Origin of the sequence: Rhodococcus sp. P1Y (genome assembly GCF_003641205.1) — a bacterium.
GTDB lineage: Bacteria > Actinomycetota > Actinomycetes > Mycobacteriales > Mycobacteriaceae > Rhodococcoides.
On sequence record NZ_CP032762.1, the window covers coordinates 3,548,605 to 3,564,445 of the forward strand.

Sequence of the window (15,841 nt, forward strand, 5' to 3'; positions counted from 1 at the left end):
CTCACGTGACGCTCCCCGAATGACGCGTTCGGGGAGCGTCGTTGCTAGGCTGTGACACTGTCAGACATCCTTTAACGATCCGTCCAGAGAGGCGGAGAAGGAGGTCGTAGTTTGCCTGCGCCCGCTGTGCCCGCTGACCCTTCATCGGGCTCCTCCCGCGAGTTGCTGTCCGCCGCCGACGTAGGCCGGACCATCGCGCGGATGGCTCATCAAATCATCGAGAAGACGGCCCTCGACTCCGCTGACGCCCCGCGGGTCGTGCTGTTGGGGATTCCCACGCGTGGGACGTCTCTGGCCGAGCGCCTCGCCGAGCGCATCGAGACATTCTCCGGAATTCGGCCGCCGGTCGGCTCGCTGGACATCACGCTCTATCGCGACGACCTCCGGGGTAAGCCGCACCGTCCGCTCGAGCGCACATCGGTTCCGTCCGGCGGGGTAGACGACGCCCTGGTCGTACTCGTCGACGATGTGCTCTTCTCCGGTCGCACGGTGCGGTCGGCTCTCGACGCCCTCCGCGACCTCGGTAGGCCACGGGCAGTCCAACTGGCTGTGCTCATCGACCGCGGACACCGCGAGCTACCGCTGCGCGCCGACTACGTCGGGAAGAACGTTCCGACGGCGCGCACCGAGGACGTGGCGGTGCAACTTGTCGAACACGACGGTCACGACGGCGTCAGTCTGTCCGCGACGCGGGAGGCGAAATGAAGCATCTTCTCTCGGTTGCCGACCTGACGCTCGACTCCGCGACCGAACTGCTCGACGAGGCCGATCGGTTCGAACAGGCGCTGCTGGGCCGTGAGGTCAAGAAGCTGCCCACTCTGCGCGGCCGGACAGTGATGACGGTCTTCTTCGAGAATTCGACTCGTACGCGAGTCTCGTTCGAGGTCGCAGGAAAGTGGATGAGTGCGGACGTCATCAACGTCAGCGCGAGCAGTTCCTCGGTGTCCAAGGGCGAGTCGCTGCGGGACACCGCGATGACGCTTCGTGCGGCAGGTGCCGATGCACTCATCGTCCGGCACCCAGCGTCGGGCGCCGCCCACCAGATTGCGCAGTGGACTGCAGGTCAGGGCGACTCGGGTGGTCCTGCGGTGATCAACGCAGGCGACGGAACTCACGAACATCCAACCCAGGCGCTGCTGGACGCGTTGACGCTACGTCAGCGGCTCGGATCCATCGCAGGCAAGCGCGTCGCCATCGTCGGCGATATTCTGCACAGTCGGGTTGCTCGATCCAACGCGATTCTGCTGGCGAAGTTGGGAGCCGAGGTCGTGCTGATCGCACCACCGACCTTGCTGCCGGTCGGCGTGTCGACCTGGCCGGTTCGGGTGTCGCACAACATCGATGCCGAGCTTCCCGCGCTCGACGCGGTGTTGATGCTGCGGGTCCAGGCCGAGCGAATGAACGGCGGGTTCTTCCCGTCCGCGAAGGAGTACTCGATCACGTACGGCTTGTCGCAGAAGCGGATGGATCTGCTTCCCGAACACGCCGTCGTGCTGCACCCAGGTCCCATGCTCCGCGGGATGGAAATCGCATCCTCGGTAGCTGATTCACCCAGAACTGCAGTACTGCAACAGGTTACGAACGGAGTACACGTGCGCATGGCGGTTCTGTTCCGATTGCTCGTCGGTTCGGACGGGGGTGCGCAGTGAGCGTTCTCCTGAAGGGAGTTCTTCTCTACGGCGAGGAGCCCGCCACCGACGTCCTCGTCGTCGGCAGTCAGATCTCGGCCATCGGATCCGACATCGATGCGGGTGACGCCGAAGTTGTCGAAGCGAACGGACAGATTCTGCTCCCCGGATTCGTCGACATGCACACGCATCTTCGCGAACCTGGCCGGGAGGACACGGAAACCATCGAAACCGGCTCCGCTGCTGCAGCACTCGGCGGTTACACAGCGGTATTCGCCATGGCGAACACGCAGCCGGTTGCGGACTCGGTGGTCATCACCGACCACGTATGGCGACGGGGTCAGGAAGTCGGCCTGGTCGATGTCCATCCCGTCGGAGCAATCACCGTCGGGCTGGGCGGAAAACAGCTCGCCGAGATGGCGACAATGGCGGCCGGAGTCGGCAAGGTCCGGATGTTCTCGGACGACGGCAAATGCGTCGACGACCCGCTGATCATGCGCCGCGCACTCGAATATTCGAGCTCGTTGGGAGTGTTGATCGCGCAACATGCCGAGGAACCGCGACTCACGGTCGGTGCGGTCGCACACGAGGGTGCGACGGCAGCTCGCCTCGGACTCACAGGATGGCCGCGTGCAGCCGAGGAGTCCATCGTCGCCCGCGACGCGCTGCTCGCCCGTGACGCAGGGGCGCGGGTTCATATCTGCCACGCCTCGACAGCAGGTACCGTCGAATTGCTGAAATGGGCTCACGGCCAGGGCATTTCCATCACCGCCGAGGTCACGCCGCACCACCTGTTGCTGGATGATTCGCGACTCGAGACGTACGACGCGATCAACAAGGTCAACCCGCCGCTGCGAGAAGCATCCGATGTCGACGCGCTCCGCCGAGGTCTAGCGGACGGCACGGTGGACTGTGTGGCCACCGATCATGCTCCGCACGCAGAGCAGGACAAGTGCTGCGAGTTCTCGCAGGCGAAGCCGGGAATGCTCGGACTGGAGACGGCGCTGGCGATCGTCGCGCAGACGATGGTCGAGCCAGGACTGCTGGATTGGCGCGGTGTTGCCCGGGTGATGAGTGAGCGTCCCGCGCAGATCGTCGGACTGCCCGATCAAGGTCGCCCGATCGAGATCGGAGAAACCGCGAACCTCGCTCTCGTCGACGCGAATGCGCCGTGGACCGTCACGGGTAAGGGACTGGCCAGTATCTCGGACAACACACCGTTCGAGTCCATGACCTTCTCCGCGAAGGTCACCACGACCTTGCTGCGAGGACGCATCACCGCGCGCGACGGAGTGGTCCGATCAAAGGTCGGTGAGTAGAGCATGGACAGAGTATTCATCGTCATCGGGTTCATCGTGTTCTGGATGGTGACGATCGGGCTCATCTTCTGGGGATGGCGAGGACGCCAGAAACGACAGGCCGACTCGATCGGGACATTTCCCGACGTTCCCGCCGACCTCGGCGAGACAGTCCTCGGTGTGTCGACCGGACTGTACGTCGGCAGCACTATCGCGCCGAGTTGGCAGGATCGAATCGCCGTCGGGGACATCGGACATCGAGCAACCGCAGAACTGTCGCGGCACACCAAGGGCATTCTGCTCGAGCGAACCGGCGAGTCCACCATCTGGATTCCAGAGGAATCGGTTCGCGCGGTTCGAACCGAGCGAGGGCTTGCGGGCAAGGTCATGAGCAAGGGCGGTCTGCTGGTCATCCGATGGGTTCTTCCCACCGGCACCGAGATCGACACCGGCTTCCGTGCCGACGACAAGCTCGTCTACCCCGAGTGGGTCGACCCAGATCCCACAGACCCAGACCCAGACACAGACACAGACACAGATTCGAACGATTCGAAGGAGACAACCGCGTGAGCAGCGCAGTTCTTGTTCTGGAGGACGGCCGGACCTTCCGTGGCACCACCTTCGGCGCCCAGGGCCGGACACTCGGAGAAGCCGTCTTCTGCACCGGCATGACCGGTTACCAGGAGACACTGACCGACCCCAGCTATCACCGCCAGATCGTTGTGGCCACGGCGCCGCAGATCGGCAACACCGGATGGAACCAAGAGGACGGGGAGGCGGCGAGCGCCCAGGATCCCAACAAGATCTGGGTCGCCGGATACGTCGTCCGTGACCCAGCACGGCGCACGTCGAGTTGGCGATCGACTGGCTCTCTTCAGGACCAGTTGGAAGCGCAGAGCGTCGTCGGCATCGCAGGCATCGACACCCGCGCGCTGGTACGACACCTACGATCGCGCGGTTCGATGCGAGCGGGCGTGTTCTCCGGCGACGCCCTCGGAACGCAGGACGAGATGCTCGAGCAGGTTCTCGGCCAGCCGTCGATGCTGGGTGCCGACTTGGCAAGCGAGGTGACGACCGCCGCCGGGTACACCATCGAACCTGTCGGCGGAGAAGCACGATTCACCGTCGTCGCAGTCGATCTCGGCATCAAGACCAACACCCCGCGTATGTTCGCCGAGCGCGGAATTCGCGTCCACGTAGTTCCGTCCGCGACCAGCATCGAGCAGATTCTCGAACTGAACCCCGACGGGGTCTTCCTGTCCAACGGCCCCGGCGACCCGGCAACCGCCGATGCGAACGTCGCGCTCACCCGTGAGGTGCTGAGCCGCGAGTTGCCGCTGTTCGGCATTTGCTTCGGCAACCAGATTCTCGGTCGCGCACTCGGTCGCTCGACCTACAAGATGAAGTTCGGCCACCGCGGCATGAACATCCCGGTTGTCGAACACACCACCGGACGCATCGCCATCACCGCGCAGAACCACGGGTTCGCACTCGAAGGCGAGGCCGGTGAGGAATTCGACACCGACTTCGGACGTGCGCGCATCAGCCACACGTGCGCCAACGACGGCACCGTCGAAGGCGTCGAATTGATCGGCGGCAGTGCTTTCTCGGTGCAGTATCACCCCGAGGCCGCGGCAGGGCCACACGATGCCGCGTACCTCTTCGACCGTTTCACATCAGTGCTAGAGGGAGTTGACAAGTAATGCCACGCCGCAGTGATGTGGGACATGTCCTGGTCATCGGATCGGGGCCGATCGTCATCGGACAGGCCTGCGAGTTCGACTACTCAGGAACCCAGGCGTGCCGAGTTCTTCGCGAGGAGGGGCTGCGTGTCAGCCTGGTCAACTCCAACCCGGCGACCATCATGACCGACCCCGAATTCGCCGACGCCACCTACGTCGAGCCGATCACCGCCGAGTTCATCGAGAAGATTTTCGCCCGCGAAGCATTGCAGGGCCACCCGGTCGACGCAGTTCTCGCGACGCTCGGCGGCCAGACAGCGCTCAACGCTGCGGTTGCTCTGCACGAGCAGGGAATCCTCGAGAAGTACGACGTCGAGTTGATCGGCGCAGACTTCGACGCCATCCAGCGAGGCGAAGACCGTCAGAAGTTCAAGGACATCGTGGCCAAGGTCGGCGGCGAGTCGGCGAAGTCGGCAGTCTGCTACACGATGGACGAGGTGCGTGCGACGGTAGCCGAACTCGGCTTCCCCGTGGTCGTGCGTCCGTCGTTCACCATGGGCGGTCTCGGCTCGGGGTTGGCGTACAACGACGCCGACCTGACCCGTATCGCAGGCGGGGGTCTCGCGGCGTCGCCGACTGCGAACGTCCTCATCGAGGAGTCGATCCTCGGGTGGAAAGAATACGAACTCGAGCTGATGCGGGACGGCCGCGACAACGTGGTCATCGTGTGTTCCATCGAGAACGTCGATCCCGTCGGTGTCCACACCGGTGACTCGGTCACCGTTGCCCCGGCGATGACGCTCACCGACCGCGAATACCAGAAGATGCGCGATCTCTCGATCGACATCCTGCGGGAGGTCGGCGTCGACACAGGTGGATGCAACATTCAGTTCGCGATGGACCCCGCCGACGGTCGACTCGTTGTCATCGAGATGAACCCACGGGTGTCGCGGTCGTCTGCGTTGGCGTCGAAGGCGACCGGCTATCCGATCGCGAAGATGGCCGCCAAGCTCGCCATCGGATACACGCTCGACGAGATCGTCAACGACATCACCAAGGAAACCCCGGCCTGCTTCGAGCCGACGCTCGACTACGTCGTCGTCAAGGCGCCGCGGTTCGCGTTCGAGAAGTTCCCCGGTGCAGACGGCACTCTCACCACCACGATGAAGTCCGTCGGTGAGGCGATGTCGATCGGGCGCAACTTCACCGAGGCATTCGGCAAGGTCATGCGGTCGCTCGAGACCAAGCGGGCCGGCTACTGGACCGGCCCCGAGGTGACCTGGCCGAGCGACGCGACGGGGGATGACTCAGCCGAAAGCTTGGAAGCGCTGCTCGCCGATCTGTCCGTTCCGCAGGACGGCCGCATGTACGGAATCGAGAAGGCGTTCGCTCTCGGAGCAACGCTGGAACAGCTCTTCGACGCCACCAAGATCGATCCGTGGTTCCTCGATCAGTTCCAGCAGATTCACGAACTCGGCAACGAGCTCCGCGCCGCCGAGAAGTTCGACGAGGTTCTCCTGCGTCAGGCCAAGTACCACGGTCTGTCCGATCGTCAGATCGCCGCACTGCGACCGGAACTCGTCGACGAGGACGGCGTCCGAGCGCTGCGCGACGAACTCGGAGTACACCCGGTCTACAAGACGGTCGACACCTGCGCCGCCGAGTTCGAGGCCAAGACTCCGTACCACTACGGCACCTACGAACTCGATCCGGAAGCCGAATCCGAGGTCGCGGAGCAACGCGTGCGTGAGAAGGTTCTCATTCTCGGCTCGGGGCCCAACCGCATCGGACAGGGAATCGAGTTCGACTACTCGTGCGTCCACGCGGCCCAGACGTTGTCGGAGGCCGGTTACGAGACCGTCATGGTCAACTGCAACCCCGAGACGGTCTCCACCGATTACGACACCGCTGATCGCCTGTACTTCGAGCCGCTCACGTTCGAGGACGTGCTCGAGGTCTACCGCGCGGAAGCAGCATCCGGCACGGTCCGCGGCGTCATAGTCCAGCTCGGTGGGCAAACTCCGCTCGGCCTCGCCAAGCGACTGAAGGCCGCGGGCGTGCCGATCGTCGGTACGAGCCCCGAAGCGATCGATCTCGCCGAGGACCGTGGCGAGTTCGGACGTGTACTCACCGAAGCCGGTTTGCCTGCACCGAAGTTCGGTACGGCGACGACCTTCGACGGAGCCCGTGAGATCGCCAACGGCATCGGTTACCCCGTTCTGGTTCGTCCGTCGTATGTACTCGGTGGCCGCGGTATGGAGATCGTCTACGACGAGGCCTCCCTCGCCGACTACATCTCACGCGCCACCGAGATCTCCCACGACCGACCGGTCCTTGTCGACCGGTTCCTCGAAGACGCGGTCGAGATCGACGTGGACGCGCTGTGCGACGGAACCGAGGTCTACCTCGGCGGCGTCATGGAACACATCGAGGAAGCCGGCATCCACTCCGGCGATTCGGCCTGCGCTCTACCGCCGATCACGTTGGGACGCTCCGACATCGACAACGTCCGCCGTTCGACCGAGTTGCTCGCCAAGGGCATCGGAGTGAAAGGTCTGCTGAACGTCCAGTACGCGCTCAAGGACGACATCCTCTATGTGCTGGAGGCCAACCCACGGGCGAGTCGGACTGTCCCGTTCGTGTCCAAAGCCACTGCGGTCCAACTGGCCAAGGCGTGCGCCCGCGTCATGCTCGGCGAGTCGATCGCAGATCTTCGGGCAAGTGGAATGTTGCCCGCCACCGGAGACGGCGGAACCACTCCGCAGGGCGCACCCATCGCCGTCAAGGAAGCAGTCCTACCGTTCAACCGGTTCCGTCGTGCGGACGGAACCGGTGTCGACACGCTTCTGAGCCCCGAAATGAAGTCGACCGGTGAGGTCATGGGCATCGACTCCAACTTCGGCACCGCGTTCGCGAAGAGTCAGACGGCAGCGTATGGATCGCTGCCCGCCTCGGGTGCGGTGTTCGTCTCGGTTGCCAACAAGGACAAGCGGTCGTTGATCTTCCCCGTCAAACGGCTCGCGGACCTCGGGTTCACGATTCTCGCGACGGAGGGCACCGCCGAGGTGCTGCGACGCAACGGAATCGACTGCGAGCAGGTGTTCAAGCAATCGGGTGAAGACGTGCCGGCCGGTGCGGTGACGATCGTCGATCGCATCCTCGCAGGCGATGTCGCAATGGTGATCAACACTCCGTACGGCAATTCCGGTCCGCGCGTCGACGGATACGAGATTCGTAGCGCGGCTGTGGCACAGAACATTCCGTGTATCACGACAGTGCAGGGCGCATCGGCGGCCGTACAGGGCATCGAGGCAGGTATCGCGGGCGGGATCGGCGTGCGCTCGCTGCAGGACTTGCACGCAGTGCTCACCGCGGGTGCCGGATCCGCATGAGCGACGACAGCTGGCTGGGCACGCTTCGAGCGGCTATCGCCGCTCGGGGCCGGCTGTGCGCCGGTATCGATCCACATCCGGAGTTGCTCGAACGATGGGGTCTCACTCCGGACGCCGATGGGCTGGAAGCGTTTGCCGAGATCTGCGTCGAGGCGTTCGTCGGCGAAGTTGCCGTGGTCAAACCGCAGGTGGCGTTCTTCGAGGCGTACGGGAGCGCCGGTTACGCGGTGCTGGAACGCACAATTTCGGTGTTGCGTGATGCGGGCACACTCGTCATCGCGGATGCCAAACGTGGCGACATCGGAAGCACCATGAGCGCGTACGCACAGACGTGGCTCGGACCCGACTCGACCTTGTCCTCCGATGCGGTGACGGTGTCTCCGTACCTCGGGTTCGACTCGCTGCGCGAGACGTTTTCGGTCGCGCAGGAGGGGAACAGAGGGGTCTTCGTTCTGGCCCGGACGTCCAATCCGGAGGGGGCTGGGGTGCAGCTGTCGGATGCATCGGGACGCACCGTCGCTCAGTCGATCGTCGACGGCGCCGCTCAGGTCAACCTTGCACGTGCGGCGACGGTCGGTCTCGTGGTCGGGGCCACCAGAGACCACGGACTCGACTTGTCCTCGTTCGACGGCCCGATCCTCGCACCGGGCCTCGGCGCGCAAGGTGCGACCGTCGAGGATCTGGCGCAGATTTTCGATGGTTCTCTCGACTTGCTCCTACCGAATTCGTCTCGCGGCGTTCTCGGTGCAGGACCGTCGGTCGGAGCCGTACAAGACGCCGCAAGAACACTTCGCGACGAGATCGAAGCGGCTCTTTCATAGACGATCGTCGAACGCTCACCGGTGTCGGGGGTGGATTAGCGGCGGGGCGTATCCGTCGGTACCGTCGCTGTAGTTATCGAACACCCGCTGGTCCTACAGCAGCGATGTGCACTGCTAGTAAAAGTTGCACTTGTTCACCGACGATCGATACGGAGGAACCGTGGCGCTTCCACAATTGACCCCAGAGCAGCGCACAGCGGCGCTGGAGAAGGCGGCTGTCGCCCGTAAGGTCAGAGCCGAGCTCAAGGAGCGTCTCAAACGAGGCGGTACCGACCTCAAGCAGGTGCTTTCCGACGCCGAATCCGACGAAATTCTCGGCAAGATGAAGGTGTCCGCCTTGCTGGAGGCTCTGCCGAAAGTGGGTAAGGTCAAGGCGCAGGAATTGATGACCGAGCTGGAGATTGCGCCGTCGAGGCGTCTGCGTGGCCTCGGCGATCGCCAACGCAAAGCTTTGTTGACCAAGTTCGACTTCGAATCCTGATAGGAACTCATGACAAGCGGAGTTGGTACACGTGTCCGACGGTGACGCGTCGCCGCACGGGAGGGGCCGGCTGATTGTTTTGGCCGGTCCCTCCGGTGTAGGCAAATCGAGTGTGGTGCGGGTACTGCGCCGTGCACTGCCCGAACTGTGGTTCAGCGTGTCGGTCACCACTCGCGACCCACGACCTGGCGAAATCGATGGTGAGGACTACCACTTCGTCACCGCATCGGAATTCGATCGCATGATCGAAGCGGGCGAGCTTTTGGAATGGGCGAGCGTGCACAGCGGCCTCCACCGTTCCGGTACGCCGTCGGAGCCGGTCGATCGAGCGCTGGAGGCAGGCAAGCCGGTGTTGCTCGAGCTCGATCTCGCCGGTGCGCGAGCCGTGCGCGTCTCCAAGCCCGAGGCAACTCTCGTATTCATGGCCCCTCCCACCTGGGACGATTTGGTGCAACGATTGACCTCGCGCGCGACCGAGGAGTCGGAAGTCACGCAGCGCAGACTCGAGACCGCGAAGGTCGAACTAGCGGCTCAGGACGAGTTCGACACGGTCATTGTCAATACCGATGTCGACCATTCGTGCGAAGAGTTGGTATCCTTGTTGGTCGGTAGGTCGTCGGTCGGTTGATGTCATCCGATTCGACGCTTCCGGTAGTCGCCGTACAGCGTTTTCGCAGCACTTCAACGATGCAATTTCAGGAGATCAATAGTGAGCAGCACTTCAGTGGCCGGATCCGATTTCGATGCGCACAGCGTACTTCCGGCTTACGACACGCCGCTCGGCATCACCAACCCACCGATCGACGAGCTTCTCGCTCGTACGTCGTCCAAGTACGCCCTCGTGATCTACGCCGCCAAGCGTGCGCGTCAGATCAACGACTACTACAACCAGCTCGGTGACGGAATTCTCGAATACGTCGGCCCACTCGTCGAGCCGGGTCTGCAGGAGAAGCCGCTGTCGATCGCTCTGCGTGAGATCCACGAAGATCTCCTCGAGCACACCGAGGGCGAATAAGAACCGATAAGGACCTGAGCCGTTGCGCGTAGTCGTCGGGGTAGGTGGCGGAATCGCCGCCTACAAGAGTTGTTCACTCATCCGCAGCTTCACCGAGAACGGCCATCACGTTCGGGTCGTTCCGACGGAATCCGCTCTCGAGTTCGTCGGACGGGCGACATTCGAAGCGCTGTCGGGAAGTCCGGTGCATACCGGTGTGTTCGCGGATGTTCCCGAGGTACCTCATGTTCGACTCGGGCAGGAAGCGGACCTGGTGGTCGTTGCGCCTGCTACTGCCGACCTCCTTGCCCGACTAGCGGGCGGACGTGCCGACGACTTGCTCTCGGCCACCTTGCTTACGGCCCGTTGTCCTGTGCTGCTCGCACCAGCCATGCACACCGAGATGTGGGAGCACCCTGCCACCGCCGCGAACGTCGACACGCTGCGTAGCCGGGGGGTCGTCGTACTCGAGCCTGCCTCGGGTCGTCTGACCGGTCGCGACACCGGCTCCGGCCGTCTGCCCGAGCCCGACGAGATCTTCGGGCTTGCGATGCTCCTCGTCGAGCGCGCCGACGCGCTGCCCCGCGACCTCGTCGGTCGCAAGGTCGTCGTTACCGCGGGCGGAACTCGTGAACCTCTCGACCCGGTCCGCTTTCTCGGCAACCGAAGCTCCGGTAAGCAGGGTTACGCGCTGGCGCGCGTGGCCGCGCAGCGCGGTGCGGACGTGACGCTGATTGCAGGTTTCACCACCGAGCTGCCCGATCCCGCAGCAGTCGACGTGGTTCATGTGAAGACTGCGCAGCAGATGCAGACGGCGGTCCGGAAGTTCGCCCCCGAGGCCGACGCGATCGTCATGGCTGCAGCCGTTGCGGATTTCCGACCGGCCACCATCGCCGGCAGCAAGATCAAGAAGGGCGCGAACGAACCCGACTCCATTCCTCTGGTTCGGAACGACGACATTCTTGCGGGCCTCGTCGATGCACGACGCTCGGGGAGCATCGAAACGTCAACCGTGATAGTCGGTTTCGCGGCAGAGACCGGTGACGAACACGGCGACGTGCTGACCTATGCCCGCGCGAAGTTGGCGCGAAAAGGGTGTGATCTGCTCGTGGTCAACGCCGTCGGCGACGGTAAGGCTTTCGAGGTCGATCACAACAACGGATGGTTGCTCGGCTCGGACGGTTCCGAGTCGGCGCTGGGGGAGGGGTCGAAGGCCTTGCTTGCCGGTCGAGTCCTGGACGCAGTGGTCGCCGTCCTCGATTCGACTTCGAATCAGCAGTGATTTGGAAGGTACACACGCGCAGTTTCCGCGACTAAGGTCGTTGTGCGCCCAGTGCCCATGAACAACGCGTCACCGAAGCGAATGCGATGACACACGTCGAGAGGAAATCCGTGAGCAAGTCCGGCAGTCGGCTCTTCACCAGCGAGTCGGTAACAGAGGGCCATCCAGACAAGATCTGCGACGCGATCAGCGACTCGATTCTCGACGCGCTGCTCACCGAGGATCCGCGTTCACGGGTAGCCGTCGAGACGCTCGTCACCACCGGACAGGTGCACGTCGCGGGTGAGGTCAACACCACCGCATGGGCGGACATCCCCAGGATCGTCCGCGAGAAGGTTCTCGAGATCGGGTACGACTCGTCGGCGAAGGGCTTCGACGGAAATTCGTGCGGCGTCAACGTGGCCATCGGTGCGCAGTCCCCGGAAATCGCGCAAGGCGTCGACCATTCGCACGAAGCTCGTGTCGAAGGGCTGTCCGACGACGAGATCGACCGTCAGGGCGCGGGTGACCAGGGTCTGATGTTCGGCTACGCCAACACCGACACCCCTGAGTTGATGCCACTGCCGATCGCACTCGCGCACCGTTTGTCGCGACGGCTGACGGAGGTCCGCAAGTCCGGTGTTCTGCCGTACCTGCGTCCGGACGGTAAGACTCAGGTCACCATCGAATACGACGGCGACAACGCGGTTCGGCTCGACACCGTGGTGATCTCGACCCAGCACGCTGCCGATATCGACCTGGACAATTTGTTGACCCCCGACATTCGCGAGAAGGTGCTCGGCTCCGTGCTCGCCGAGATCGACGTTCCCTCTCTCGACACGTCCAACGTCAGGTTGCTCGTCAACCCGACGGGTAAGTTCGTCCTCGGCGGACCGATGGGCGACGCGGGCTTGACCGGCCGAAAGATCATCGTCGACACCTACGGCGGCATGGCTCGTCACGGCGGCGGCGCGTTCTCCGGCAAGGACCCGTCGAAGGTCGACCGAAGTGCTGCCTACGCAATGCGGTGGGTCGCCAAGACTGCAGTGGCAGCCGGCTTGGCCGATCGCATCGAGGTTCAGGTGGCGTACGCCATCGGAAAAGCAGCGCCGGTCGGACTATTCGTCGAAACCTTCGGTACCGAGAAGACCGATCCGGCTCGAATTCAGTCGGCCATCTCGGAGGTCTTCGACTTACGCCCGGGTGCCATCATTCGTGATCTTGACCTGCTGCGTCCGATCTACGCTCAGACCGCTGCGTACGGTCACTTCGGTCGCACCGACATCGACCTGCCCTGGGAGTCGACCGATCGCGCAGAGAAGTTGCGCGCGGCGGCAGGGCTCGCCTGAGCGCGGTATCCACAGCAGCACCCGAGCTACCCGTAGCTCGGGTGCTGCCCCTTTTGCCGCTTCCACATCTCGATCGTGAATTCGACTACCTGGTTCCGGAGCAGTTCGACGCCGATGCGCAGCCGGGCGTTCGAGTACGAGTGCGATTCGCCGGTCGGTTGGTGGACGGCTACATCATCGAACGAGTGGCAACGAGTGACCACCCGGGCAAGCTCGGGTTTCTCGACCGGGTCGTGTCCGCTGAACAGGTACTCACTCCGGAAATCGCTGCACTGGTCACTGCCGTAGCTCAGCGCTATGCCGGGACGAGGGCAGACGTTCTTCGGTTGGCGGTTCCGCCCCGCCACGCGAAAGTCGAGGCCGAACCTGTCCCCGAGACTCCCACGGCCATCGACACTCCTGCTGCAGTCGAGATCGAGGCATCCGGCTGGGAGGCCTACACTCATGGCGGTGCATTCGTGGAAGCACTGAGGTCCGAGCGACATCCTCGGGCGGTGTGGCAGGCGCTTCCCGGCGAGGATTGGCCGACACGGCTGGCCGAGCTCGCAGCCGTCACCGCGGCGTCCGGTCGGAGTGCGGTGATCGTCGTACCGGATCAGCGAGATCTGGACCGCGTGGCCGGTGCGTGTGAGTCGATCGCAGGTGCCGATGCAGTCGTTGCGTTGTCGGCGGGCCTCGGTCCGGCCAAGCGATACCGGCGTTGGCTTGCAGCACTACGCCGCGACGTCTCGATCGTCGTAGGTACCCGAAGTTCGGTGTTCGCTCCCGTTCGCAATCTCGGTCTCGTGGCGATGTGGGACGACGGTGACGACGGGTACGCCGAACCACGTTCTCCTTATCCCCACGCACGGGAGGTGGCGCTGCTGCGTGCCCACGGAACCGGATGCGCGGTGGTTCTCGCCGGGCATGCCAGGAGCGCGGAATCCGAGGCGCTCGTCGATTCGGGGTGGGCGCACGACCTGGTTGCCCCTCGGGACACTGTGCGAGCCAGGCAACCTCACATCGTGGCGCTGGCCGACAGTGATCACGCTCTTGCCCGCGACCCGGGAGCGCGGGCCGCGCGATTGCCCGCAATCGCGTTCGATGCAGCCAGGTCTGCACTGAAGAACGGGCTGGGAGTCCTGGTCCAGGTTCCGAGGGGCGGATACGTCCCGTCGTTGGCCTGTGGCAAATGCCGCAACCCCGCTCGATGTCGACGGTGCAACGGGCCGCTCTCACTTCCCTCGGCGCCTGGCGCCGACGGCGCAGGCAGTCCGACGTGCAGGTGGTGCGGAATTGCGGACACCAATCACAAGTGCACGGTCTGCGGATCTCGGACGTTGCGGGCTGTGGTGATCGGTGCGCACCGGACCGCCGAGGAGCTGGGTCGCGCGTTTCCCGGTGTGCCGGTGCACACCTCGGGCGGCACCGCTGTCTTGAATTCGGTGGCTGCCGGCGCGTCGCTGGTGATTTCGACCGTCGGTGCGGAGCCGTCGACGCCAGGCGGTTACGGCGCGGCTCTGCTGCTGGATGGCTGGGCATTGCTCGGGCGCGCCGATCTGCGTGCGGCCGAGGAGACGTTGAGACGGTGGATGACCGCGGGTGCACTCGTCAGATCGGGGACTGATGGGGGACGGGTTGTCGTAGTGGCCGAGTCCGAGATTCCGACGGTTCAGGCTCTGGTCAGGTGGGATCCTGTCGGCCACGCGCGCAGTCAGCTCGACGAACGGGTCGAGGTGCGGTTCCCTCCCGCGGTCCACGTCGCCGCGGTGGACGGAACCACAGCCGCTATCACCGCGCTCGTCGAGAGCACCGCGCTGCCCGACGGTACCGAGGTTCTCGGGCCCGTCGAGCTTCCCGAGGGGCAACGACTCCCGGCAGGCGGGGGCGAGGACAGACTTCCCGGAGATGTTCAGCGAATCCTGCTGCGAGTTCCGCGTCGCGCAGGCGGCGCACTCGCCAAGTCCTTGGCGGACTCCCAGGCGGCGAGCAGCGCGCGTAAGAACACCGAGGCCGTGCGTGTGCAGTTCGACCCGATTCGTATTGGTTGACATCTTCTTCTGCACGTCTATCTCGCCCCACCCAATCCGGGAGCAATTACGAAGCCAGGGCGCACTCTTGTCAAAGTTGCATTGCCGATATATCGTCAATATGTCCAACTAACAGTCTTGAAGGAGTACGGACATGGAAAACAACAACACAATGCGGGGATGGCCATTTCCGGGTTTGTCGGCATTCGGGCTGCCGGAACGTTCGCGGCGCAACCACGGTTTCACGATGTGGACTCCGCAGGACAGCGAGATCCCCGACGGTGGACGTGAGCACGGCAGGCGGGGGCGCCACGGCGGGCCGCACCGTCGCGAAGGATTCGGCGCGGTGCCGGGTCCATTCGGACCTGGTGGGTTCGGACCGGGTGGGTTCGGACCCGGCGGCAATCTCGGTCGTGGCCGAGGTCGCGGTGGACGTGGCCGCAGAGGAGACGTTCGAGCAGCTGTCCTCCTACTGCTCGACGAGTCGCCCATGCATGGTTACGAACTCATCCAACAGATTGTCGCCAAGAGCGAAGGCGCATGGAAGCCGAGCCCAGGGTCCATCTATCCGGCGCTCTCTCAATTGGAAGACGAGGGCTTGGTCCTCATCGAGAAAGTCGAAGGTCGCAAGACCGCGCGACTGACGGCCGAGGGCAAAAAGTACGTCCAAGAGCACCGAGACGACCTCGGATCGCCGTGGGACGACGTCAGGAGCAGTGTCGGCGGCGACGCCATGGATCTGCGTGGACTGATCGGACTGCTGATGGGTGCAGCGGGTCAGGTCGCCGCGGTCGGAACACCCGCGCAGGTGCAGGCCGCAAGCGACGTTCTCGCCGATGCGCGTCGTCGGTTGTACCGAATTCTGGCGGAAGACGAGAACGTAGAACCCGACGCATGACACGACGGTTAGGGCAGCCGACAGGCAC

General features: G+C 64.0%; 14 protein-coding genes. All 14 read left to right on the forward strand.

Annotated elements, in window-relative coordinates; genetic code table 11:
- The first annotated feature begins 111 nt into the window (after nt 1–111).
- Nucleotides 112–705 (forward strand): bifunctional pyr operon transcriptional regulator/uracil phosphoribosyltransferase PyrR, encoded by a 594-nt coding sequence (gene pyrR, locus D8W71_RS16465; RefSeq protein WP_121114826.1) that lies wholly within the window; start codon nt 112–114, stop codon nt 703–705.
- Nucleotides 702–1,649 (forward strand): aspartate carbamoyltransferase catalytic subunit, encoded by a 948-nt coding sequence (locus D8W71_RS16470; protein WP_121114828.1) that lies wholly within the window; start codon nt 702–704, stop codon nt 1,647–1,649. Before pyrR ends, D8W71_RS16470 begins: the two co-directional genes overlap by 4 nt.
- Nucleotides 1,646–2,947, forward strand: coding sequence for a dihydroorotase (locus D8W71_RS16475; RefSeq protein ID WP_121114830.1), 1,302 nt, complete (start codon nt 1,646–1,648; stop codon nt 2,945–2,947). The genes D8W71_RS16470 and D8W71_RS16475 overlap by 4 nt, the downstream gene beginning before the upstream one ends.
- Nucleotides 2,948–2,950: 3 nt before the next feature.
- Nucleotides 2,951–3,496: a PH-like domain-containing protein gene (locus tag D8W71_RS16480; protein ID WP_121114832.1), complete on the forward strand. Its 546-nt coding sequence runs from the start codon at nt 2,951–2,953 to the stop codon at nt 3,494–3,496.
- Nucleotides 3,493–4,629: a glutamine-hydrolyzing carbamoyl-phosphate synthase small subunit gene (carA, locus tag D8W71_RS16485; protein WP_121114834.1), complete on the forward strand. Its 1,137-nt coding sequence runs from the start codon at nt 3,493–3,495 to the stop codon at nt 4,627–4,629. The genes D8W71_RS16480 and carA overlap by 4 nt, the downstream gene beginning before the upstream one ends.
- The gene (gene carB / locus D8W71_RS16490) at nt 4,629–8,000 is read left to right on the forward strand and encodes a carbamoyl-phosphate synthase large subunit (protein ID WP_121114836.1); all 3,372 of its coding nucleotides are present in this window, start codon (nt 4,629–4,631) and stop codon (nt 7,998–8,000) included. The genes carA and carB overlap by 1 nt, the downstream gene beginning before the upstream one ends.
- The gene (gene pyrF, locus D8W71_RS16495; protein ID WP_121114838.1) at nt 7,997–8,821 is read left to right on the forward strand and encodes an orotidine-5'-phosphate decarboxylase; all 825 of its coding nucleotides are present in this window, start codon (nt 7,997–7,999) and stop codon (nt 8,819–8,821) included. Before carB ends, pyrF begins: the two co-directional genes overlap by 4 nt.
- A gap of 160 nt (nt 8,822–8,981) precedes the next feature.
- On the forward strand, nt 8,982–9,302 hold the full coding sequence (gene mihF / locus D8W71_RS16500) for an integration host factor, actinobacterial type (RefSeq protein ID WP_121119360.1): 321 nt from the start codon (nt 8,982–8,984) through the stop codon (nt 9,300–9,302).
- A gap of 31 nt (nt 9,303–9,333) precedes the next feature.
- Nucleotides 9,334–9,930 carry a guanylate kinase gene (gene gmk, locus D8W71_RS16505; protein ID WP_121119361.1) on the forward strand — a complete coding sequence of 199 codons (597 nt, stop codon included), beginning with the start codon at nt 9,334–9,336 and terminating at the stop codon, nt 9,928–9,930.
- 81 nt (nt 9,931–10,011) lie between these two features.
- Nucleotides 10,012–10,317, forward strand: coding sequence for a DNA-directed RNA polymerase subunit omega (gene rpoZ, locus D8W71_RS16510; protein WP_121114840.1), 306 nt, complete (start codon nt 10,012–10,014; stop codon nt 10,315–10,317).
- 22 nt (nt 10,318–10,339) lie between these two features.
- On the forward strand, nt 10,340–11,578 hold the full coding sequence (gene coaBC / locus D8W71_RS16515) for a bifunctional phosphopantothenoylcysteine decarboxylase/phosphopantothenate--cysteine ligase CoaBC (RefSeq protein ID WP_121114842.1): 1,239 nt from the start codon (nt 10,340–10,342) through the stop codon (nt 11,576–11,578).
- 110 nt (nt 11,579–11,688) lie between these two features.
- Nucleotides 11,689–12,906 (forward strand): methionine adenosyltransferase, encoded by a 1,218-nt coding sequence (gene metK / locus D8W71_RS16520; protein ID WP_121119363.1) that lies wholly within the window; start codon nt 11,689–11,691, stop codon nt 12,904–12,906.
- Nucleotides 12,903–14,936 carry a primosomal protein N' gene (locus D8W71_RS16525; protein ID WP_442972055.1) on the forward strand — a complete coding sequence of 678 codons (2,034 nt, stop codon included), beginning with the start codon at nt 12,903–12,905 and terminating at the stop codon, nt 14,934–14,936. Before metK ends, D8W71_RS16525 begins: the two co-directional genes overlap by 4 nt.
- 226 nt (nt 14,937–15,162) lie before the next feature.
- Nucleotides 15,163–15,813 (forward strand): PadR family transcriptional regulator, encoded by a 651-nt coding sequence (locus D8W71_RS16530; protein WP_121119366.1) that lies wholly within the window; start codon nt 15,163–15,165, stop codon nt 15,811–15,813.
- Nucleotides 15,814–15,841: the final 28 nt, after the last annotated feature.